The following is a 16,886-nucleotide window of genomic DNA, read 5'->3' as shown; positions in this document are numbered from 1 at the left end:
GGAGTTCGTTCCGCCAGGCTCGGTGAGCTCCGTGAATCGACTTACGGAGCTCGCCGGGAACCGGCAGACAATCAGGAGATAGACGTGATCCAGCAGGAGTCGCGACTTCGGATCGCCGACAACACGGGTGCGAAGGAAATTCTCACCATTCGTGTTCTCGGTGGCTCGGGTCGCCGCTACGCGGGTATCGGTGACGTCATCGTCGCCACCGTCAAGGACGCGATCCCCGGTGGCAACGTGAAGAAGGGTGACGTCGTCAAGGCTGTCATCGTTCGCACCGTCAAGGAGCGCCGCCGTCCCGACGGCTCGTACATCCGCTTCGACGAGAACGCCGCCGTCATTCTCAAGAACGACGGCGACCCTCGCGGCACCCGTATCTTCGGCCCGGTGGGCCGTGAGCTGCGCGAGAAGAAGTTCATGAAGATCATCTCGCTCGCGCCGGAGGTGCTGTAAGCATGAAGATCAAGAAGGGCGACCTGGTTCAGGTCATCACCGGTAAGGACAAGGGCAAGCAGGGCAAGGTCATTGCCGCTTACCCGCGCGACGAGCGCGTCCTGGTCGAGGGTGTCAACCGGGTCAAGAAGCACACGAAGGCCGGCCCGACCGCCAGCGGTTCGCAGGCCGGCGGCATCGTGACCACCGAAGCCCCTGTCCACGTCTCCAACGTCCAGCTGGTCGTGGAGAAGGACGGCAACAAGGTCGTCACGCGTGTCGGTTTCCGCTTCGACGATGACGGCAACAAGATCCGCGTTGCCAAGCGGACGGGTGAGGACATCTGATGACGACCACCACCAGCCCGCGTCTGAAGACGAAGTACCGCGAGGAGATCGCGGGCAAGCTGCAGGAAGAGTTCTCCTACGAGAACGTCATGCAGACCCCCGGCCTCGTCAAGATCGTGGTCAACATGGGTGTCGGCGACGCCGCCCGTGACTCGAAGCTCATGGACGGTGCCGTCCGTGACCTGACCACCATCACGGGTCAGAAGCCGGCCATCACCAAGGCCCGGAAGTCCATCGCGCAGTTCAAGCTGCGCGAGGGTCAGCCGATCGGCTGCCACGTCACGCTCCGTGGCGACCGCATGTGGGAGTTCCTGGACCGCACCCTGTCGCTCGCGCTTCCGCGCATCCGCGACTTCCGTGGTCTGTCCCCCAAGCAGTTCGACGGCCGTGGCAACTACACCTTCGGTCTCACGGAGCAGGTCATGTTCCACGAGATCGACCAGGACAAGATCGACCGCGTCCGGGGTATGGACATCACCGTGGTCACCACGGCGACCAACGACGCTGAGGGCCGTGCGCTCCTTCGTCACCTCGGCTTCCCCTTCAAGGAGGCGTAACCGAGATGGCGAAGAAGGCACTTATTGCCAAGGCTGCTCGTAAGCCCAAGTTCGGTGTGCGCGGCTACACCCGCTGCCAGCGCTGCGGCCGTCCGCACTCCGTGTACCGCAAGTTCGGCCTGTGCCGCGTCTGCCTTCGTGAGATGGCTCACCGTGGCGAGCTGCCGGGCGTAACCAAGAGCTCCTGGTAATTCCCCTCTGTCCTTAGGGACTTGGGAATTACTGGAGGCTCTCGGTAAGTATCTGGTCGGTAGGTGACCCGGCCCTCCATGCCTTAGGCTAGGAGGGTTGGGCGCCTGCCGCCCTGACCGACTTACTACGCCGTAGGTCCCCGCGCCGCACCCGTCCCGCCTCTGAGTGGGGAGAGGGATGGCGCAGATAGGAAACCACGGCGAGAGAGGCCGAAGGCCAATTCATGACCATGACTGATCCGATCGCGGACATGCTGACTCGTCTGCGTAACGCGAACTCGGCGTACCACGACACCGTGGCTATGCCGCACAGCAAGATCAAGTCTCACATCGCGGAGATCCTCCAGCAGGAGGGCTTCATCACGGGCTGGAAGACCGAGGACGCCGAGGTCGGCAAGAACCTCGTCCTCGAGCTGAAGTTCGGCCCGAACCGTGAGCGCTCCATCGCGGGCATCAAGCGGATCTCCAAGCCCGGTCTCCGGGTTTACGCGAAGTCCACCAGCCTGCCGAAGGTTCTGGGCGGCCTGGGAGTGGCGATCATCTCCACTTCCCACGGTCTCCTGACCGGCCAGCAGGCAGGCAAGAAGGGCGTAGGTGGGGAAGTCCTCGCCTACGTCTGGTAGTCGGGAACGGAGGAATAGCTAATGTCACGTATTGGCAAGCTCCCCATCACGGTTCCCGCCGGCGTGGACGTCACCATCGACGGCCGGACGGTCTCGGTTAAGGGTCCCAAGGGCTCCCTTTCCCACACCGTCGTCGCGCCGATCGACATCGCTAAGGGTGAGGACGGCGTCCTGAGCGTCACCCGCCCCAACGACGAGCGTCAGAACAAGGCCCTGCACGGCCTGTCCCGCACGCTGGTGGCGAACATGATCACCGGTGTGACCACGGGGTATGTGAAGAAGCTCGAGATCAGCGGTGTCGGTTACCGCGTGCTCGCGAAGGGCTCCAACCTGGAGTTCTCGCTGGGCTACAGCCACCCGATCCTGGTCGAGGCCCCTGAGGGCATCACCTTCAAGGTGGAGTCCGCGACCAAGCTTTCGGTCGAGGGCATCGACAAGCAGAAGGTCGGCGAGGTTGCGGCCAACATCCGCAAGCTCCGCAAGCCCGACCCGTACAAGGCCAAGGGTGTCAAGTACGAGGGCGAAGTCATCCGACGCAAGGTCGGAAAGGCAGGTAAGTAAGCCATGGCATACGGTGTGAAGATCGCCAAGGGTGACGCTTACAAGCGTGCCGCCAAGGCTCGCCGCCATATCCGCATCCGCAAGAACGTGTCGGGTACGGCGGAGCGTCCGCGCCTCGTCGTGACGCGCTCGAACCGCAACATCGTTGCTCAGGTCATCGACGACCTCAAGGGTCACACCCTTGCGTCGGCGTCGACCCTGGACACCACGATCCGCGGTGGCGAGGCTGACAAGTCCGCGCAGGCCAAGCAGGTCGGCGCGCTCGTTGCCGAGCGTGCCAAGGCTGCGGGTGTCGAGACCGTCGTGTTCGACCGCGGTGGCAACAAGTACGCCGGGCGCATTGCCGCTCTGGCGGACGCCGCCCGCGAAGCCGGGCTGAAGTTCTAAGCCCCGGTTCCGGAGCTAGCGGACGTAACAGAGAGAGGTAATTCCAATGGCTGGACCCCAGCGCCGCGGGAGCGGTGCCGGTGGCGGCGAGCGGCGGGACCGGAAGGGTCGCGACGGTGGCGCCGCTGCCGAGAAGACCGCATACGTTGAGCGCGTTGTCGCGATCAACCGTGTCGCCAAGGTTGTCAAGGGTGGTCGCCGCTTCAGCTTCACCGCGCTGGTCGTGGTGGGCGACGGTGACGGCACCGTAGGTGTCGGATACGGCAAGGCCAAGGAAGTTCCCGCGGCCATCGCCAAGGGCGTTGAAGAGGCCAAGAAGAACTTCTTCAAGGTTCCGCGTATCCAGGGCACCATCCCGCACCCGATCACGGGCGAGAAGGCCGCGGGCGTCGTCCTGCTCAAGCCTGCTTCCCCCGGTACCGGTGTTATCGCCGGTGGCCCGGTGCGTGCGGTGCTCGAGTGCGCCGGCGTTCACGACATCCTGTCGAAGTCGCTCGGCTCGTCCAACGCGATCAACATCGTGCACGCGACCGTGACGGCCCTCAAGGGCCTGCAGCGTCCCGAGGAGATCGCGGCTCGCCGTGGTCTGCCCCTCGAGGACGTCGCCCCCGCGGCTCTGCTTCGTGCACGTGCGGGAGCGGGTGCGTAATGGCCCGTCTCAAGATCACGCAGACGAAGTCGTACATCGGCAGCAAGCAGAACCACCGCGACACGCTGCGTTCGCTCGGGCTCAAGCGCCTGAACGACGTCGTCGTCAAGGAAGACCGCCCCGAGTTCCGCGGAATGGCTAACACCGTCCGCCACCTCGTGACGGTTGAGGAGGTCGACTGACATGGCGGAGCAGAACCCGCTGAAGGTCCACAACCTCCGGCCCGCCCCGGGCGCCAAGACCGCCAAGACCCGTGTGGGTCGTGGTGAGGCGTCCAAGGGTAAGACCGCTGGTCGTGGTACCAAGGGCACCAAGGCCCGTTACCAGGTTCCGGAGCGCTTCGAGGGCGGGCAGATGCCCCTCCACATGCGCCTCCCGAAGCTCAAGGGCTTCAAGAACCCGTTCAAGACCGAGTTCCAGGTCGTGAACCTCGACAAGCTGAGCGCGCTGTTCCCGGAAGGGGGCGAGGTCACCGTAGAGGGTCTCGTCGCCAAGGGTGCGGTTCGCAAGAACAGCCTCGTCAAGGTCCTCGGCCAGGGTGAGGTCACCGTGGCGCTGCAGGTGACGGTTGACGCCGTCTCCGGCTCCGCCAAGGAGAAGATCACCGCCGCCGGCGGTACCGTCACCGAGCTCGTCTGAATTCTTCAGGCCACTCGATGACTTGAGCGATTCCCAGCCGGGGATGCCCCACATATGGGGCATCCCCGGTTGGTCGTTCCAAGGGGGGCACGGTCGCCGGTAAGGTGGCGTGCACTGTCTAAGCTCCGTGCGGCCTGTCCGTGCGGTTTTTCTGACTGATACGTATTCGTCGATCCTCAGACCACTACCTCTTGCGCACGCGCGCGGGGGTCGCAGGAGGCACCGTGCTCACCGCGTTCGCCCGGGCGTTCAAGACGCCCGACCTGCGCAAGAAGCTGCTCTTCACACTCGGCATCATCGTGATCTACCGAATCGGTACTCATGTTCCGATTCCTGGCGTCAGTTATAAGAACGTCCAGACTTGCATGGACCAGAACAGCACCAATCAAGGGTTGTTCGGCCTGGTCAACATGATGAGTGGTGGCGCGCTGCTGCAGATCACGATCTTCGCGCTCGGCATCATGCCGTACATCACGGCGAGCATCATCCTGCAGCTGCTGACCGTGGTGATCCCGCGGCTCGAGGCCCTCAAGAAGGAGGGACAAGCCGGCACGGCGAAGATCACGCAGTACACGCGTTATCTGACCGTCGCGCTCGCGATCCTCCAGGGGACCGGCCTCGTGGCCACGGCTCGTACGGGCTCGCTGTTCTCCGGCTGCCCCGTCGCCACGGAGATCGTGCCGGACCAGTCCATCTTCGTGACCGTCACCATGGTCATCACGATGACTGCCGGTACGGCCTGCGTGATGTGGCTCGGTGAGCTCATCACCGACCGCGGCATCGGCAACGGCATGTCGATCCTGATGTTCATCTCGATCGCCGCGACGTTCCCGAGCGCCCTGTGGGCCATCAAGAAGCAGGGTTCGCTCGCCGGTGGCTGGATCGAGTTCGGCACCGTCATCGCGGTCGGTCTCGTCATGGTCGGTCTGGTCGTATTCGTGGAGCAGGCTCAGCGCCGCATTCCCGTCCAGTACGCGAAGCGAATGATCGGCCGCCGTTCCTACGGCGGTACGTCGACGTACATTCCGCTGAAGGTCAATCAGGCGGGCATCATCCCTGTGATCTTCGCCTCTTCGCTGCTCTACATCCCCGCTCTCGTCGCCCAGTTCGCGGGTGGCAACTCGGGGTGGAAGCAGTGGATCGAGGCGAACCTGACCAAGGGCGACCACCCGATCTACATCGCGACGTACTTCTTGTTGATCGTGTTCTTCGCCTTCTTCTACGTGGCTATCTCGTTCAACCCCGAGGAAGTCGCGGACAACATGAAGAAGTATGGTGGCTTCATCCCGGGCATCCGGGCTGGCCGTCCGACCGCTGAGTACTTGAGTTACGTACTCAACCGGATCACGTGGCCGGGCTCGCTGTATCTGGGTCTGATCGCTCTCGTACCGACGATGGCGTTGGTGGGCTTCGGCGCGAACCAGAACTTCCCGTTCGGCGGGACAAGCATCCTGATCATCGTGGGTGTGGGTCTGGAGACCGTGAAGCAGATCGAGAGCCAGCTCCAGCAGCGCAATTACGAAGGGTTCCTCCGCTGATGCGAATCGTCCTCGTCGGGCCGCCCGGGGCGGGCAAGGGAACGCAGGCCGCGTTTCTCGCCAAGAACCTGTCGATCCCGCACATCTCCACGGGCGACCTCTTCCGTGCCAACATCAGCCAGGGCACGGAGCTTGGCAAGCGGGCGAAGGCGTTCATTTCCGAGGGCAACCTGGTTCCCGACGAGGTCACCATCGGCATGGCCCACGACCGCATGACGCAGCCGGACGCCGAGAACGGCTTCCTGCTCGACGGATTCCCGCGGAACGTGTCGCAGGCCGAGGCCCTGGACGAGCTGCTCAAGGCGGACGGCCAGAAGCTCGACGCGGTGCTCGACCTCGAGGTCTCCGAGGACGAGGTGGTCGAGCGCATCGCCGGCCGCCGCATCTGCCGTAACGATTCGAGTCACGTCTTCCACGTGACGTACAGCAAGCCGAAGGTCGAGGGCGTCTGCGACGTCTGCGGCGGCGAGCTCTACACGCGCGGTGACGACCAGGAAGAGACCGTGCGCAAGCGGCTCGACGTGTACCACCGCGAGACCGAGCCGATCATCGACCACTACAAGGCCCAGGGCCTGGTGGTCACGATCTCCGCGCTCGGCAAGGTCGACGAGGTCACCAAGCGCGCGATGGACGCGATCAAGGGCGACAAGTAGCCCGTACGCAGTCCAGTACGCTGTTTCGGCCGCGGTGCCCCTCGGGGGACCGCGGCCGTAGTGTTGTGTACGTCGCGGTTGCGTACGCAGCCGGTTGTCGGACGGATGACGGAGAGCGGAAGCCCCATGGTGCAGATCAAGACCCCCGAGCAGATCGCGAAGATGCGTGAGGCGGGCCTTGTCGTCGCCGCGGTCCACGCCGCGACACGTGAAGCGGCGGTGCCGGGCGCCACCACGAAGGACCTGGACGACGTCGCCCGCAAGGTGATCGCCGAGCACGGCGCGAAGTCGAATTTCCTCGGGTACGGCGGCTTCCCCGCCACGATCTGCACCTCGGTCAACGAGGTCGTCGTGCACGGCATCCCGGACGACAAGACCGTCCTGAAGGACGGCGACATCATCTCCATCGACGCGGGCGCCATCATCGACGGCTGGCACGGCGACGCCGCGTACACCGCGTTCGTGGGCACCGGTCACGCTCCGGAGCTGATCGAGCTCTCCCGGGTGACCGAGGAGTCGATGTGGGCCGGGCTCGCCGCCATGAAGCAGGGCAACCGGCTCGTCGACATCTCCCGCGCCATCGAGTCGTACATCCGCCGCCAGCCGAAGCCCGGCGGCGGCAAGTACGGCATCGTCGAGGACTACGGCGGCCACGGCATCGGCACCGAGATGCACATGGACCCCCACCTCCTGAACTACGTCGAGCGCCGCCGCGGCAAGGGCCCCAAGCTCGTCCCCGGCTTCTGCCTCGCCATCGAGCCCATGGTCTCCCTCGGCACGCCCCGCACGGAGGTCCTGGAGGACGACTGGACCGTCATCACGACGGACGGCACCTGGTCCTCGCACTGGGAGCACTCCATCGCGCTGACGGAGGAGGGGCCGATCGTGCTGACGGCTCCTGACTGCGGCAAGGCGAAGCTCGCGGAGTACGGGGTGGCTACGGCGCCCGACCCGCTGGCCTGAGGTGCTGTCGGGCCAGCTCCGACGGACGGAGTCCGGCGCAGCCGCTCGAAGCTTGTGAGGCGCCCTGGCGCCGAGCCCGCGGGAGGGGCGTCGAGAGGGATCTGCGCCGGTGGGGAAGTGACCCCCCTTGCTTAAGGATCTTGTCCGTGGGGCATTCTTCCTCGATTCGTCTTTCCGGGTGGCCTGACGTAGACTGACTCGTCGGCTCTCGTGCATCCGTGTGCCTGCATGCGGCGTACGAAGTCGATCAAGGTAGTCGATTCGAAGGGCAGAGCGTGGCCAAGAAGCAAGGTGCCATCGAGATCGAGGGCACTGTCGTTGAGTCTCTTCCGAACGCCATGTTCAAGGTTGAGCTCCAGAACGGCCACCAGGTCCTGGCACACATCAGCGGCAAGATGCGTATGCACTACATCCGCATCCTCCCTGACGACCGGGTCGTGGTGGAGTTGTCTCCTTACGACCTGACCCGTGGCCGGATCGTCTACCGGTACAAGTAGATCTTGCCCGCACCTCATTCACGTGGGGTGTGGCACTGACCCGGAGAACCTCACCAATGAAGGTCAAGCCGAGCGTCAAGAAGATCTGCGACAAGTGCAGGGTGATCCGCCGTCACGGCCGGGTCATGGTTATCTGCGACAACCCGCGCCACAAGCAGCGCCAGGGCTGACGCACGACTGCAGTTCGCAGATTTTCGCGCGACGCACGTAAGCACATGTGCAGGACCCGTCCCTCTTCAGTGATGGAGGGCGACACCCCCGGTCGGAGGCCGGGGACTCAGGATGTACCTCGTACGGCACCTGGGAACGGTTCTGCTGAAGACCTCCGAAAATCAACAGGAGCCTTGAATGGCACGCCTTGAAGGTGTTGACCTCCCGCGCGAAAAGCGCGTCGAGGTTGCCCTCACGTACGTGTTCGGCATTGGCCGCACGCTGTCCCAGCAGACGCTGGACGCCACCGGTGTGGACCGCAACACCCGTGTTCGTGATCTGTCCGAAGAGGACCTGATCAAGATCCGCGAGTACGTGGACGCCAACCTCCAGACCGAGGGTGACCTCCGCCGCGAGATCCAGGCCGACATCCGCCGCAAGGTCGAGATCGGCTGCTACCAGGGTGTTCGTCACCGTCGTGGCCTGCCCGTCCGCGGTCAGCGCACCAGCACCAACGCCCGCACCCGCAAGGGCCCGCGTCGCGCCATCGCCGGTAAGAAGAAGCCGGGCAAGAAGTAGTCCTCAGCGGTCGATCGACAGCTGTCGCTGCAGGACCGACCACCTCGCGTAGGAGTTAATAGATGCCCCCCAAGGGTCGTCAGGGCGCTGCCAAGAAGGTGCGCCGCAAGGAAAAGAAGAACGTCGCTCACGGGCACGCCCACATCAAGAGCACGTTCAACAACACGATCGTCTCGATCACGGACCCCACGGGCAACGTGATCAGCTGGGCCTCCGCCGGCCACGTCGGCTTCAAGGGCTCGCGCAAGTCGACTCCGTTCGCCGCGCAGATGGCCGCCGAGTCGGCCGCGCGTCGCGCCCAGGAGCACGGCATGCGCAAGGTTGACGTCTTCGTCAAGGGTCCCGGCTCCGGCCGGGAGACCGCGATCCGCTCCCTCCAGGCCACGGGCCTCGAGGTCGGTTCGATCCAGGACGTCACCCCCACGCCGCACAACGGCTGCCGTCCCCCCAAGCGGAGGCGCGTCTGACCTCAGGTGCCTTGCGCATCTGTGGTCACGGCCGTCATTCGGCTTGAAGGGCTCCGGGCGACCCGCCTCTTTTCAGGCGGGTCGCCCGTACCCTTGTAACAACATCAGGGCATCAAATAGTGGGTGCCCCTGACTGAAGGAATCACTTCATGCTGATCGCTCAGCGTCCCTCGTTGACCGAAGAGGTCGTCGACGAATTCCGCTCCCGGTTCGTGATCGAGCCGCTGGAGCCGGGCTTCGGTTACACCCTCGGCAACTCCCTGCGTCGGACCCTTCTCTCCTCGATCCCGGGTGCGGCCGTCACGTCCATCCGTATCGACGGTGTCCTGCACGAGTTCACCACCGTGCCGGGCGTCAAGGAAGACGTCACCGACCTCATCCTCAACATCAAGCAGCTGGTCGTTTCCAGCGAGCACGATGAGCCCGTCGTGATGTACCTGCGCAAGCAGGGCCCCGGTCTCGTCACCGCCGCTGACATCGCCCCGCCCGCCGGTGTCGAGGTGCACAACCCCGACCTGGTCCTCGCCACGCTCAACGGCAAGGGCAAGCTGGAGATGGAGCTGACCGTCGAGCGCGGTCGCGGCTACGTCTCCGCCGTTCAGAACAAGCAGGTCGGTCAGGAGATCGGGCGCATCCCGGTCGACTCGATCTACTCGCCGGTCCTGAAGGTCACGTACAAGGTCGAGGCCACGCGTGTCGAGCAGCGCACCGACTTCGACAAGCTGATCGTCGACGTCGAGACCAAGCAGGCCATGCGCCCGCGTGACGCCATGGCGTCCGCCGGTAAGACCCTGGTCGAGCTGTTCGGTCTGGCCCGCGAGCTCAACATCGACGCCGAGGGCATCGACATGGGCCCCTCGCCGACGGACGCGGCCCTGGCCGCCGATCTCGCCCTGCCGATCGAGGAGCTTGAGCTCACCGTTCGGTCGTACAACTGCCTCAAGCGCGAGGGCATCCACTCCGTGGGTGAGCTCGTGGCCCGCTCCGAGGCCGACCTGCTCGACATTCGCAACTTCGGTGCGAAGTCGATCGACGAGGTCAAGATGAAGCTCAACGGCATGGGTCTCGCGCTGAAGGACTCGCCTCCCGGCTTCGACCCGACCGCCGCGGCTGACGCCTTCGGCGCCGACGACGACGCGGACGCCGGGTTCGTCGAGACCGAGCAGTACTGATCTGATTTAGCTGCGGGTCCGCTTCGGCTGGTCGCGCAGTTCCCCGCGCCCCTTACGGGGCGCGGTCTCCGACGGGCGACCGCCTGCTCGGACACTGACACCGGTACCTGATACGGCCGGTGCAGCGATGAAGGAGAAACACCATGCCGAAGCCCACCAAGGGTGCCCGTATGGGCGGCAGCGCCGCGCACGAGAAGCTCCTCCTGGCGAACCTCGCCAAGCAGCTCTTCGAGTACGGCCGCATCACCACCACCGAGGCGAAGGCCCGTCGTCTGCGTCCCTACGCGGAGCGTCTGGTCACCAAGGCGAAGAAGGGTGACCTTCACAACCGCCGCCAGGTGCTGACCGTCATCACCGACAAGAGCATCGTGCACACGCTCTTCACGGAGATCGGCCCGCGCTACGAGAACCGCCCCGGTGGTTACACGCGTATCACCAAGATCGGTAACCGTCGTGGCGACAACGCGCCCATGGCGGTCATCGAGCTTGTCGAGGCCCTGACCGTGGCGCAGGCTGCCACCGGTGAGGCCGAGGCGGCCACGAAGCGTGCCGTCAAGGAAGACGCCCTCAAGAAGGACGACGCGCCCGTCGAGGACGCGAAGCCGGCTGAGGACGCTGCCGAGGAGTCCAAGGACGCCTGAGGCTCTGCCTTGCTGTGAGCGGGTCCGCCCTTCGGGGCGGGCCCGCTTTCGCGTGTCCCCGGTGCTGAGAGGATTACTGGTGTGAGTGATGAAGTGGAGCCCGGGTTCGTGCGGGTGCGTCTCGACCTTTCGTACGACGGCAAGGACTTCTCCGGCTGGGCCAAGCAGCGCCAGGGGCAGCGGACCGTCCAGCAGGAGATCGAGGACGCGCTGCGGACCGTGACGCGGTCGCAGGAGACGTACGAGCTGACCGTCGCGGGGCGGACCGACAGCGGGGTGCATGCCCGGGGGCAGGTCGCCCACGTCGATCTGCCTCAGAGCGTGTGGGCCGAGCACAGTGACAAACTGCTGCGCAGGCTCGCGGGGCGCCTTCCGCACGATGTGCGGGTCTGGAAGGTGGCGCAGGCCCCCGCGGGGTTCAACGCGCGGTTCGCGGCCGTGTGGCGGCGCTACGCCTATCGCGTGACCGATCACCCGGGCGGAGTCGATCCGCTGTTGCGCAGTCATGTGCTCTGGCACGACTGGGAGTTGGACCTCGACGCCATGAACGCCGCGGCGGACAAGCTCCTCGGAGAGCATGATTTCGCCGCCTACTGCAAGAAGCGTGAGGGTGCCACGACCATTCGTACGCTCCAGGAACTGCGCTGGGAGCGGCGGCCGGACGGGATCCTCGAAGCGACCGTGCGGGCCGATGCCTTCTGCCACAACATGGTGCGGTCCCTGGTGGGGGCGATGCTGTTCGTGGGTGATGGGCACCGGCCCGTGGAATGGCCCGCCAAGGTGCTCGCCGCCGGGGTGCGGGACTCCGCCGTGCATGTCGTACGGCCGCACGGGCTGACCCTGGAGGAAGTGGGTTACCCCGCCGACGAGTTGCTCGCCGCGCGCAGCAAGGAAGCGCGCAACAAGCGGACGTTGCCCGGCGCCGGGTGCTGCTGAGCCCCGGCTGCCGGACTGATCGGCGGACTACTCGGGGGCGTTGGCCGCGGCGGAGGCCTGGGCCTCGCCCCGCCGGTTGATCTGACCGAAGGTGAAGCGGGCCAGGTCGTCGCCGACCGTGTAGACCTTGCGCTCCTTCTCCGTGACGTCCTTGTCGCTGGTGAAGCCGGACGTCGTGAAGTAGGCGTAGCGGCCGTAGGCGTTGTACGTGCCCCGGCAGACCGCCGTACGGCAGAAGCTGGGCACGCCCTTGCCGGGCAGCGAGACGATGAGGCCCTTGTTCGCCTGCTCGTTCACCTTCTTGGCCTGGGCCGCCGTGTCGAAGACGGCGACGCCGACCGTCACGGCGATGTTGTCCTTCACATAGCTCGCGCGGAAGAGCTCAGTGCAGTCGTTCTTGGTGAGGATCGTGCCGAGCTTGTCCTGGGCGACGCTCGCGCACTTCTTCGTGCTGTCCGTGGCGCCCTTCTTGTAGACGCGGTCGCCCGAGGTCAGCGACTTCCCCGGGAAGAGCGTGTCGGGGCCGAGGGGCGCCTTGTCCTTCTTGGCGCTGGAGATGAACTCCTTGGGGTCCGGCGGGGGCGGCGGCGTCGTCTTCTCGAACGACGGGCCGGGATTCTCGCTCGCGCCCGGGATGTCCGCGGTCGAGGGCAGCTCGCTCGCCGGTTTGTTCGAGGCGGAGGTGTCGTCGCTGTTGGCGGAGACGACCGCCACGGCGACGGCTGCCGCGACCACGACGGTGGCGAGCGCGCCGCCACCGATCATCAGCCATTTCCGGCGCCGGGTGCGCGATTCGGACGCCTCGGCGAGCGCCGCCCAGTCAGGGGTCTGCCGTGAATCCCCTGGACCCCACTGAGGTCCCCCTTGCCCAAAGCTCATGCGCCGCATCTTAGACGGGGAGTTGGGGATGTTGAGCGGGGGCCGGGGAAGGGGCCCGCCCTAGCCTGATCCATATGAATACGGGCAAAGTAGCTGTTAGCGGGTGGTTGTTGCGGCCGGCGACCTGGCACGCATGGGCGGCGCTCGGGGCGGTGCTGCTCGCCGCGGCCGTCCGGGTGGGGCTGAGGCTCCCGGACGGCGGGATGGACAACGCCATCGTGGTGCGGGCGGCCGATGCCTGGCTGGACGGGCGTTCGCCCTATGCCGACCGGCACTTCCTCTATCTGCCGGGCGCCGTGCTCGCCGCGGTGCCACAGACGCTGCTTCCGCAGTCCGTCGTGCGGTTCCTCGTGCCCGCGGGGGTCACGGCCTCGCTCGTCGTCGGCTGGGGGTGCGCGCTGCGGATCCACGGGGTGGCGTGGCGCAGCCGGTTCGCGGTCCTCGGTCTGCTGGCGCTCGCGGTGGGGTTCGCGCCGCTGGGGCACCTCGTCGACCTCGGCAACTGGACCGTGGCGTCGGCGGCCGCGCTGCCGCTCGCGCTGCTCCTCGTGTGCCGGGGGAAGTGGGTGGCCGCGGGGCTTGTGATCGGGGCGGCCGTCGCCGTGAAGCCGCTGCTCGCGCCGGTGGTGCTGCTCTTCGTCTTCGCTCGGCGGTGGCGGGGGCTCGCGTGCGCGGTGCTCGTGCCCGCGGTGGTGTCCGTGGGGGCGGCGCTCGCCATGCCGGACCCCGCGGGGTTCTTCACGCGGACGCTGCCGTTCCTGCTGCGGGGCGACGACTCTTTCGTACGGCTCTACGAGGCGTCGCCGGCCGCTGTCCTGCCGCGGCTCGGGGTGCCGCAGGGGGCGGCGTCGCTGCTCGCGCTCATGGCCGCGGGCGCGGGGCTGTGGTGCGCGTGGCGGCGCTGGCGGGGCGGTGCGGGGCCACAGGAGCAGCGAGTGGTCGAGACGGCCGTGATGCTGATGCTGGCGGCCTTCCTGGTGTCGCGGCCGTCCTACGACCACTACCTGGTCGTCGTCGTGCCGCTGCTGCTCTCCGGGGTGCTCGTGCCGGGGGCGGTGGCCCGGGGGAAGTGGTTCTGGCTTGCGCTCGTCCCACAGATTCCCGGGTTCACCTGGCCTTGGCTGGAACCCGGCACCCGGCGGGCCTTCCGGGACTGCGTCACGCTGTGTGTCCTGGCCTTCACGGTCGCCCGGTCCTGTCTGCGGCCGGGTGCGGTTACCCTGGGTGGCGCAGAACCGCCTGAGGCGGTGGAGTCCGGGGTGCCGGTCTCCAGATCCGCGTTTTGACCCGTACGGGGCGGCGCGGGTACTCTCGAGGATTGTTATACGTATTGGCTTCGTCGTTCTCACGCGAAGGGCCCTTACGTAAGGTTCCCTGGAGCAGTTACCAGTGGCTCGCATACGGGCAGCGTCCCCGGCATTGTGAGCCCCAGCTGCATGATCGCTTCCGGGATGCCGTGTGTCTGGACCCCATCCACTGAAGAAGCGAAGGCTACGAAGTGCGTACGTACAGCCCCAAGCCCGGCGATGTGACCCGCCAGTGGCACGTCATTGACGCTCAGGACATCGTCCTGGGTCGTCTGGCGACCACTGCCGCCAACCTCCTGCGCGGCAAGCACAAGGCGATTTACGCGCCCCACATGGACATGGGCGACTTCGTCATCATCATCAACGCCGAGAAGGTTCACCTCTCCGGCAACAAGAAGACCCAGAAGATGGCGTACCGCCACTCCGGTTACCCGGGTGGTCTGCGTTCCGTCCGCTACGACGAGCTTCTTGCGAAGAACCCCGAGAAGGCCGTCGAGAAGGCCATCAAGGGCATGATCCCCAAGAACACCCTGGGCCGTCAGATGCTCTCGAAGCTGAAGATCTACGCGGGTGACCAGCACCCGCACGGCGCTCAGCAGCCGGTCCCGTTCGAGATCACCCAGGTCGCGCAGTAGTTCCGGCCACCACCCCCAAAGACGTAAAGAATTCTGAGGAGAATCGTGGCCGAGACCACCGTTGAGCAGCCGGTCGAAGAGACCGAGGTTGTTGACGTCGAGCAGTACACCACCGAGTCCGAGGTGCCCGTCGAGGGCGAGTACACCTCTGAGTCGAACGCCGCGCGCTTCGGCGACCCCCAGCCGGCCGCCGGCCTGGGCCGTCGCAAGAACGCCATCGCCCGCGTCCGGATCGTCCCGGGCACCGGCAAGTGGAAGGTCAACGGGCGCACGCTCGAGGACTACTTCCCGAACAAGGTTCACCAGCAGGAAGTCAACGAGCCCTTCAAGGTGCTCGAGCTCGACAACCGCTACGACGTCATCGCCCGCATCTCGGGTGGCGGCGTCTCCGGTCAGGCCGGTGCGCTCCGTCTCGGTGTCGCCCGTGCGCTGAACGAGGCCGACGTCGACAACAACCGCGCCGCCCTCAAGAAGGCCGGTTACCTCAAGCGTGACGACCGTGCGGTCGAGCGCAAGAAGGCCGGTCTCAAGAAGGCCCGCAAGGCTCCGCAGTACAGCAAGCGTTAATCTGCCTGCTCGTACTTTTCGTTCGCCCCGGCGGCACGTTGTGTGCTGCCGGGGCGTTCGTTTATCGGAAACCCTGGTGATCCTTCCTGGTGATCCGGGTCGGGACCCCGGTGACCCCGGGGTAGAAGTCCGGAGGAGGACAGCAGTGGGACGACTCTTCGGCACGGACGGCGTGCGCGGTGTCGCCAACGCGGATCTGACGGCCGAGCTCGCGCTCGGGCTCTCCGTGGCGGCGGCTCATGTGCTCGGCGAGGTGGGTACGTTCGAGGGCCATCGCCCGGTCGCGGTGGTCGGACGAGATCCCCGCGCGTCAGGGGAGTTCCTGGAAGCCGCGGTGGTCGCCGGTCTCGCGAGCGCGGGCGTGGACGTCCAGCTCGTCGGTGTGCTGCCCACCCCCGCGGTGGCGCATCTCACCGGTGCGCTGGGCGCCGACCTCGGCGTGATGCTCTCCGCGAGCCACAACGCCATGCCGGACAACGGCATCAAGTTCTTCGCGCGCGGCGGCCAGAAACTGGCCGACGAGCTGGAGGACCGCATCGAGTCCGTGTACGAGGAGCACCGCACCGGCGCTCCCTGGCAGCGCCCCACGGGCGAGGGCGTCGGACGCGTGCGGACGTACGACCAGGGCCTGGACCAGTACGTCGCCCATCTCCTGGGTGTCCTCCCCAACCGTCTCGACGGACTGAAGATCGTCCTCGACGAGGCGCACGGCGCCGCCGCCCGTGTCTCGCCCGAGGCGTTCGCGCGGGCCGGTGCCGAGATCATCACGATCGGCGCCAAGCCGGACGGCCTGAACATCAACGACGGCTGCGGCTCCACGCACCTGGGCCTCCTGAAGGCCGCCGTCGTCGAGCACGGCGCCGACTTCGGTGTCGCGCACGACGGCGACGCGGACCGCTGCCTCGCCGTGGACCACACGGGTGCCGAGGTCGACGGCGACCAGATCCTCGCCGTCCTGGCGCTCGCCATGCGGGAGCACGGCACGCTGCGCGAGAACACCGTCGTCGCGACGGTCATGTCGAACCTGGGGTTCAAGCTCGCCATGGAGCGCGAGGGCCTCTCCCTCGTGCAGACCAACGTCGGCGACCGGTACGTCCTGGAGTCCATGAAGCAGCACGGCTTCGCCCTCGGCGGCGAGCAGTCCGGGCACGTGATCATCCTCGACCACGCGACCACAGGCGACGGCACACTGACGGGGCTTCTGCTCGCGGCGCGCGTCGCCGAGACCGGGCGCAGCCTCGCGGATCTCGCCGGGGTCATGGAGCGGCTTCCGCAGATCCTGATCAATGTGCCCGACGTCGACAAGTCGCGGGTCACGACCTCCGCCGAGCTGACGTCCGCCGTCGCCGAGGCCGAGCGTGAACTGGGCGCCACCGGACGAGTGCTGCTGCGCTCGTCCGGTACGGAGCCGTTGGTGCGCGTCATGGTCGAGGCCGCCGACATCGACCAGGCCCGGACCGTGGCCGGGCGGCTCGCCGACGTGGTGAAGTCCGCGCTGGGCTAGGGGAGCCTCCCG

The 16,886-nt window shown here is 66.4% G+C and carries 25 protein-coding genes; 24 read left to right on the top strand and 1 reads right to left on the bottom strand.

From position 1 onward, the window contains the following. Positions 1-84 precede the first annotated feature (84 nt). From rplN to truA, 20 genes are all read left to right on the top strand, one after another. Positions 85-453 carry a 50S ribosomal protein L14 gene (gene rplN, locus ACFVXC_RS12365; protein WP_073768975.1) on the top strand — a complete coding sequence of 123 codons (369 nt, stop codon included), beginning with the start codon at positions 85-87 and terminating at the stop codon, positions 451-453. Between the two features lie 2 nt (positions 454-455). Next, entirely contained in the window at positions 456-779 is a 324-nt protein-coding gene (gene rplX, locus ACFVXC_RS12360; RefSeq protein WP_160506664.1) for a 50S ribosomal protein L24, read from the top strand. Further along, entirely contained in the window at positions 779-1,336 is a 558-nt protein-coding gene (gene rplE, locus ACFVXC_RS12355) for a 50S ribosomal protein L5 (RefSeq protein ID WP_344522014.1), read from the top strand. Before rplX ends, rplE begins: the two co-directional genes overlap by 1 nt. 5 nt (positions 1,337-1,341) lie before the next feature. Further along, on the top strand, positions 1,342-1,527 hold the full coding sequence (locus ACFVXC_RS12350) for a type Z 30S ribosomal protein S14 (protein ID WP_003948630.1): 186 nt from the start codon (positions 1,342-1,344) through the stop codon (positions 1,525-1,527). A 224-nt stretch (positions 1,528-1,751) separates the two neighbouring features. Further along, positions 1,752-2,150: a 30S ribosomal protein S8 gene (gene rpsH / locus ACFVXC_RS12345; protein ID WP_389904341.1), complete on the top strand. Its 399-nt coding sequence runs from the start codon at positions 1,752-1,754 to the stop codon at positions 2,148-2,150. 21 nt (positions 2,151-2,171) lie between these two features. After that, the gene (gene rplF / locus ACFVXC_RS12340; protein ID WP_249588331.1) at positions 2,172-2,711 is read left to right on the top strand and encodes a 50S ribosomal protein L6; all 540 of its coding nucleotides are present in this window, start codon (positions 2,172-2,174) and stop codon (positions 2,709-2,711) included. A 3-nt stretch (positions 2,712-2,714) separates the two neighbouring features. Next, positions 2,715-3,098 (top strand): 50S ribosomal protein L18, encoded by a 384-nt coding sequence (rplR, locus tag ACFVXC_RS12335; RefSeq protein WP_344522013.1) that lies wholly within the window; start codon positions 2,715-2,717, stop codon positions 3,096-3,098. A 46-nt stretch (positions 3,099-3,144) separates the two neighbouring features. Continuing rightward, positions 3,145-3,747, top strand: coding sequence for a 30S ribosomal protein S5 (gene rpsE, locus ACFVXC_RS12330; RefSeq protein ID WP_381190757.1), 603 nt, complete (start codon positions 3,145-3,147; stop codon positions 3,745-3,747). Beyond that, entirely contained in the window at positions 3,747-3,929 is a 183-nt protein-coding gene (gene rpmD / locus ACFVXC_RS12325; RefSeq protein ID WP_041985698.1) for a 50S ribosomal protein L30, read from the top strand. The genes rpsE and rpmD overlap by 1 nt, the downstream gene beginning before the upstream one ends. 1 nt (position 3,930) lies before the next feature. Continuing rightward, positions 3,931-4,386, top strand: coding sequence for a 50S ribosomal protein L15 (rplO, locus tag ACFVXC_RS12320; RefSeq protein WP_249588330.1), 456 nt, complete (start codon positions 3,931-3,933; stop codon positions 4,384-4,386). Positions 4,387-4,610: 224 nt separating this feature from the next. Then, positions 4,611-5,924 carry a preprotein translocase subunit SecY gene (secY, locus tag ACFVXC_RS12315; RefSeq protein WP_389904339.1) on the top strand — a complete coding sequence of 438 codons (1,314 nt, stop codon included), beginning with the start codon at positions 4,611-4,613 and terminating at the stop codon, positions 5,922-5,924. Further along, positions 5,924-6,577: an adenylate kinase gene (locus ACFVXC_RS12310; protein WP_389904337.1), complete on the top strand. Its 654-nt coding sequence runs from the start codon at positions 5,924-5,926 to the stop codon at positions 6,575-6,577. The genes secY and ACFVXC_RS12310 overlap by 1 nt, the downstream gene beginning before the upstream one ends. Before the next feature lie 126 nt (positions 6,578-6,703). Continuing rightward, on the top strand, positions 6,704-7,540 hold the full coding sequence (gene map, locus ACFVXC_RS12305; protein WP_389904336.1) for a type I methionyl aminopeptidase: 837 nt from the start codon (positions 6,704-6,706) through the stop codon (positions 7,538-7,540). 275 nt (positions 7,541-7,815) lie between these two features. Then, the gene (gene infA / locus ACFVXC_RS12300; protein WP_003948620.1) at positions 7,816-8,037 is read left to right on the top strand and encodes a translation initiation factor IF-1; all 222 of its coding nucleotides are present in this window, start codon (positions 7,816-7,818) and stop codon (positions 8,035-8,037) included. Between the two features lie 56 nt (positions 8,038-8,093). Beyond that, complete coding sequence (gene rpmJ / locus ACFVXC_RS12295; RefSeq protein ID WP_003974245.1) at positions 8,094-8,207, top strand: 50S ribosomal protein L36; 114 nt, start codon at positions 8,094-8,096, stop codon at positions 8,205-8,207. 178 nt (positions 8,208-8,385) lie between these two features. Further along, a complete protein-coding gene (gene rpsM / locus ACFVXC_RS12290) occupies positions 8,386-8,766 on the top strand; it encodes a 30S ribosomal protein S13 (protein WP_383275917.1) in 381 nt (126 codons plus the stop codon). Positions 8,767-8,828: 62 nt separating this feature from the next. Beyond that, entirely contained in the window at positions 8,829-9,233 is a 405-nt protein-coding gene (gene rpsK / locus ACFVXC_RS12285; RefSeq protein ID WP_003948617.1) for a 30S ribosomal protein S11, read from the top strand. A 149-nt stretch (positions 9,234-9,382) separates the two neighbouring features. Further along, positions 9,383-10,405: a DNA-directed RNA polymerase subunit alpha gene (locus tag ACFVXC_RS12280; RefSeq protein ID WP_016645160.1), complete on the top strand. Its 1,023-nt coding sequence runs from the start codon at positions 9,383-9,385 to the stop codon at positions 10,403-10,405. Between the two features lie 143 nt (positions 10,406-10,548). After that, positions 10,549-11,046: a 50S ribosomal protein L17 gene (rplQ, locus tag ACFVXC_RS12275; protein WP_389904335.1), complete on the top strand. Its 498-nt coding sequence runs from the start codon at positions 10,549-10,551 to the stop codon at positions 11,044-11,046. Positions 11,047-11,127: 81 nt separating this feature from the next. Then, positions 11,128-11,982, top strand: coding sequence for a tRNA pseudouridine(38-40) synthase TruA (gene truA, locus ACFVXC_RS12270; RefSeq protein WP_389904333.1), 855 nt, complete (start codon positions 11,128-11,130; stop codon positions 11,980-11,982). A gap of 27 nt (positions 11,983-12,009) precedes the next feature. Here the strand turns inward: truA and ACFVXC_RS12265 are convergent, their stop codons facing one another. Continuing rightward, complete coding sequence (locus ACFVXC_RS12265; protein ID WP_389904332.1) at positions 12,010-12,861, bottom strand: hypothetical protein; 852 nt, start codon at positions 12,859-12,861, stop codon at positions 12,010-12,012. A gap of 74 nt (positions 12,862-12,935) precedes the next feature. Between ACFVXC_RS12265 and ACFVXC_RS12260 the strand changes: the two genes are divergently transcribed. The 4 genes from ACFVXC_RS12260 to glmM all read left to right on the top strand — a co-directional run bounded on the left by ACFVXC_RS12260 (position 12,936) and on the right by glmM (position 16,874). Beyond that, positions 12,936-14,147 carry a glycosyltransferase family 87 protein gene (locus ACFVXC_RS12260; RefSeq protein WP_389904330.1) on the top strand — a complete coding sequence of 404 codons (1,212 nt, stop codon included), beginning with the start codon at positions 12,936-12,938 and terminating at the stop codon, positions 14,145-14,147. A gap of 212 nt (positions 14,148-14,359) precedes the next feature. Continuing rightward, a complete protein-coding gene (rplM, locus tag ACFVXC_RS12255; RefSeq protein WP_361837244.1) occupies positions 14,360-14,803 on the top strand; it encodes a 50S ribosomal protein L13 in 444 nt (147 codons plus the stop codon). 45 nt (positions 14,804-14,848) lie between these two features. Beyond that, the gene (gene rpsI / locus ACFVXC_RS12250; RefSeq protein ID WP_361716623.1) at positions 14,849-15,370 is read left to right on the top strand and encodes a 30S ribosomal protein S9; all 522 of its coding nucleotides are present in this window, start codon (positions 14,849-14,851) and stop codon (positions 15,368-15,370) included. 145 nt (positions 15,371-15,515) lie between these two features. Next, positions 15,516-16,874, top strand: a complete 1,359-nt coding sequence (gene glmM, locus ACFVXC_RS12245; RefSeq protein WP_389904328.1) for a phosphoglucosamine mutase — start codon at positions 15,516-15,518, stop codon at positions 16,872-16,874. Positions 16,875-16,886 lie beyond the last annotated feature (12 nt).

The organism is Streptomyces sp. NPDC058257 (assembly GCF_042881845.1).
Lineage (GTDB): Bacteria > Actinomycetota > Actinomycetes > Streptomycetales > Streptomycetaceae > Streptomyces.
Note: the sequence above shows the minus strand (reverse complement) of the source record. Positions and strands in the feature narration are given on the sequence as shown.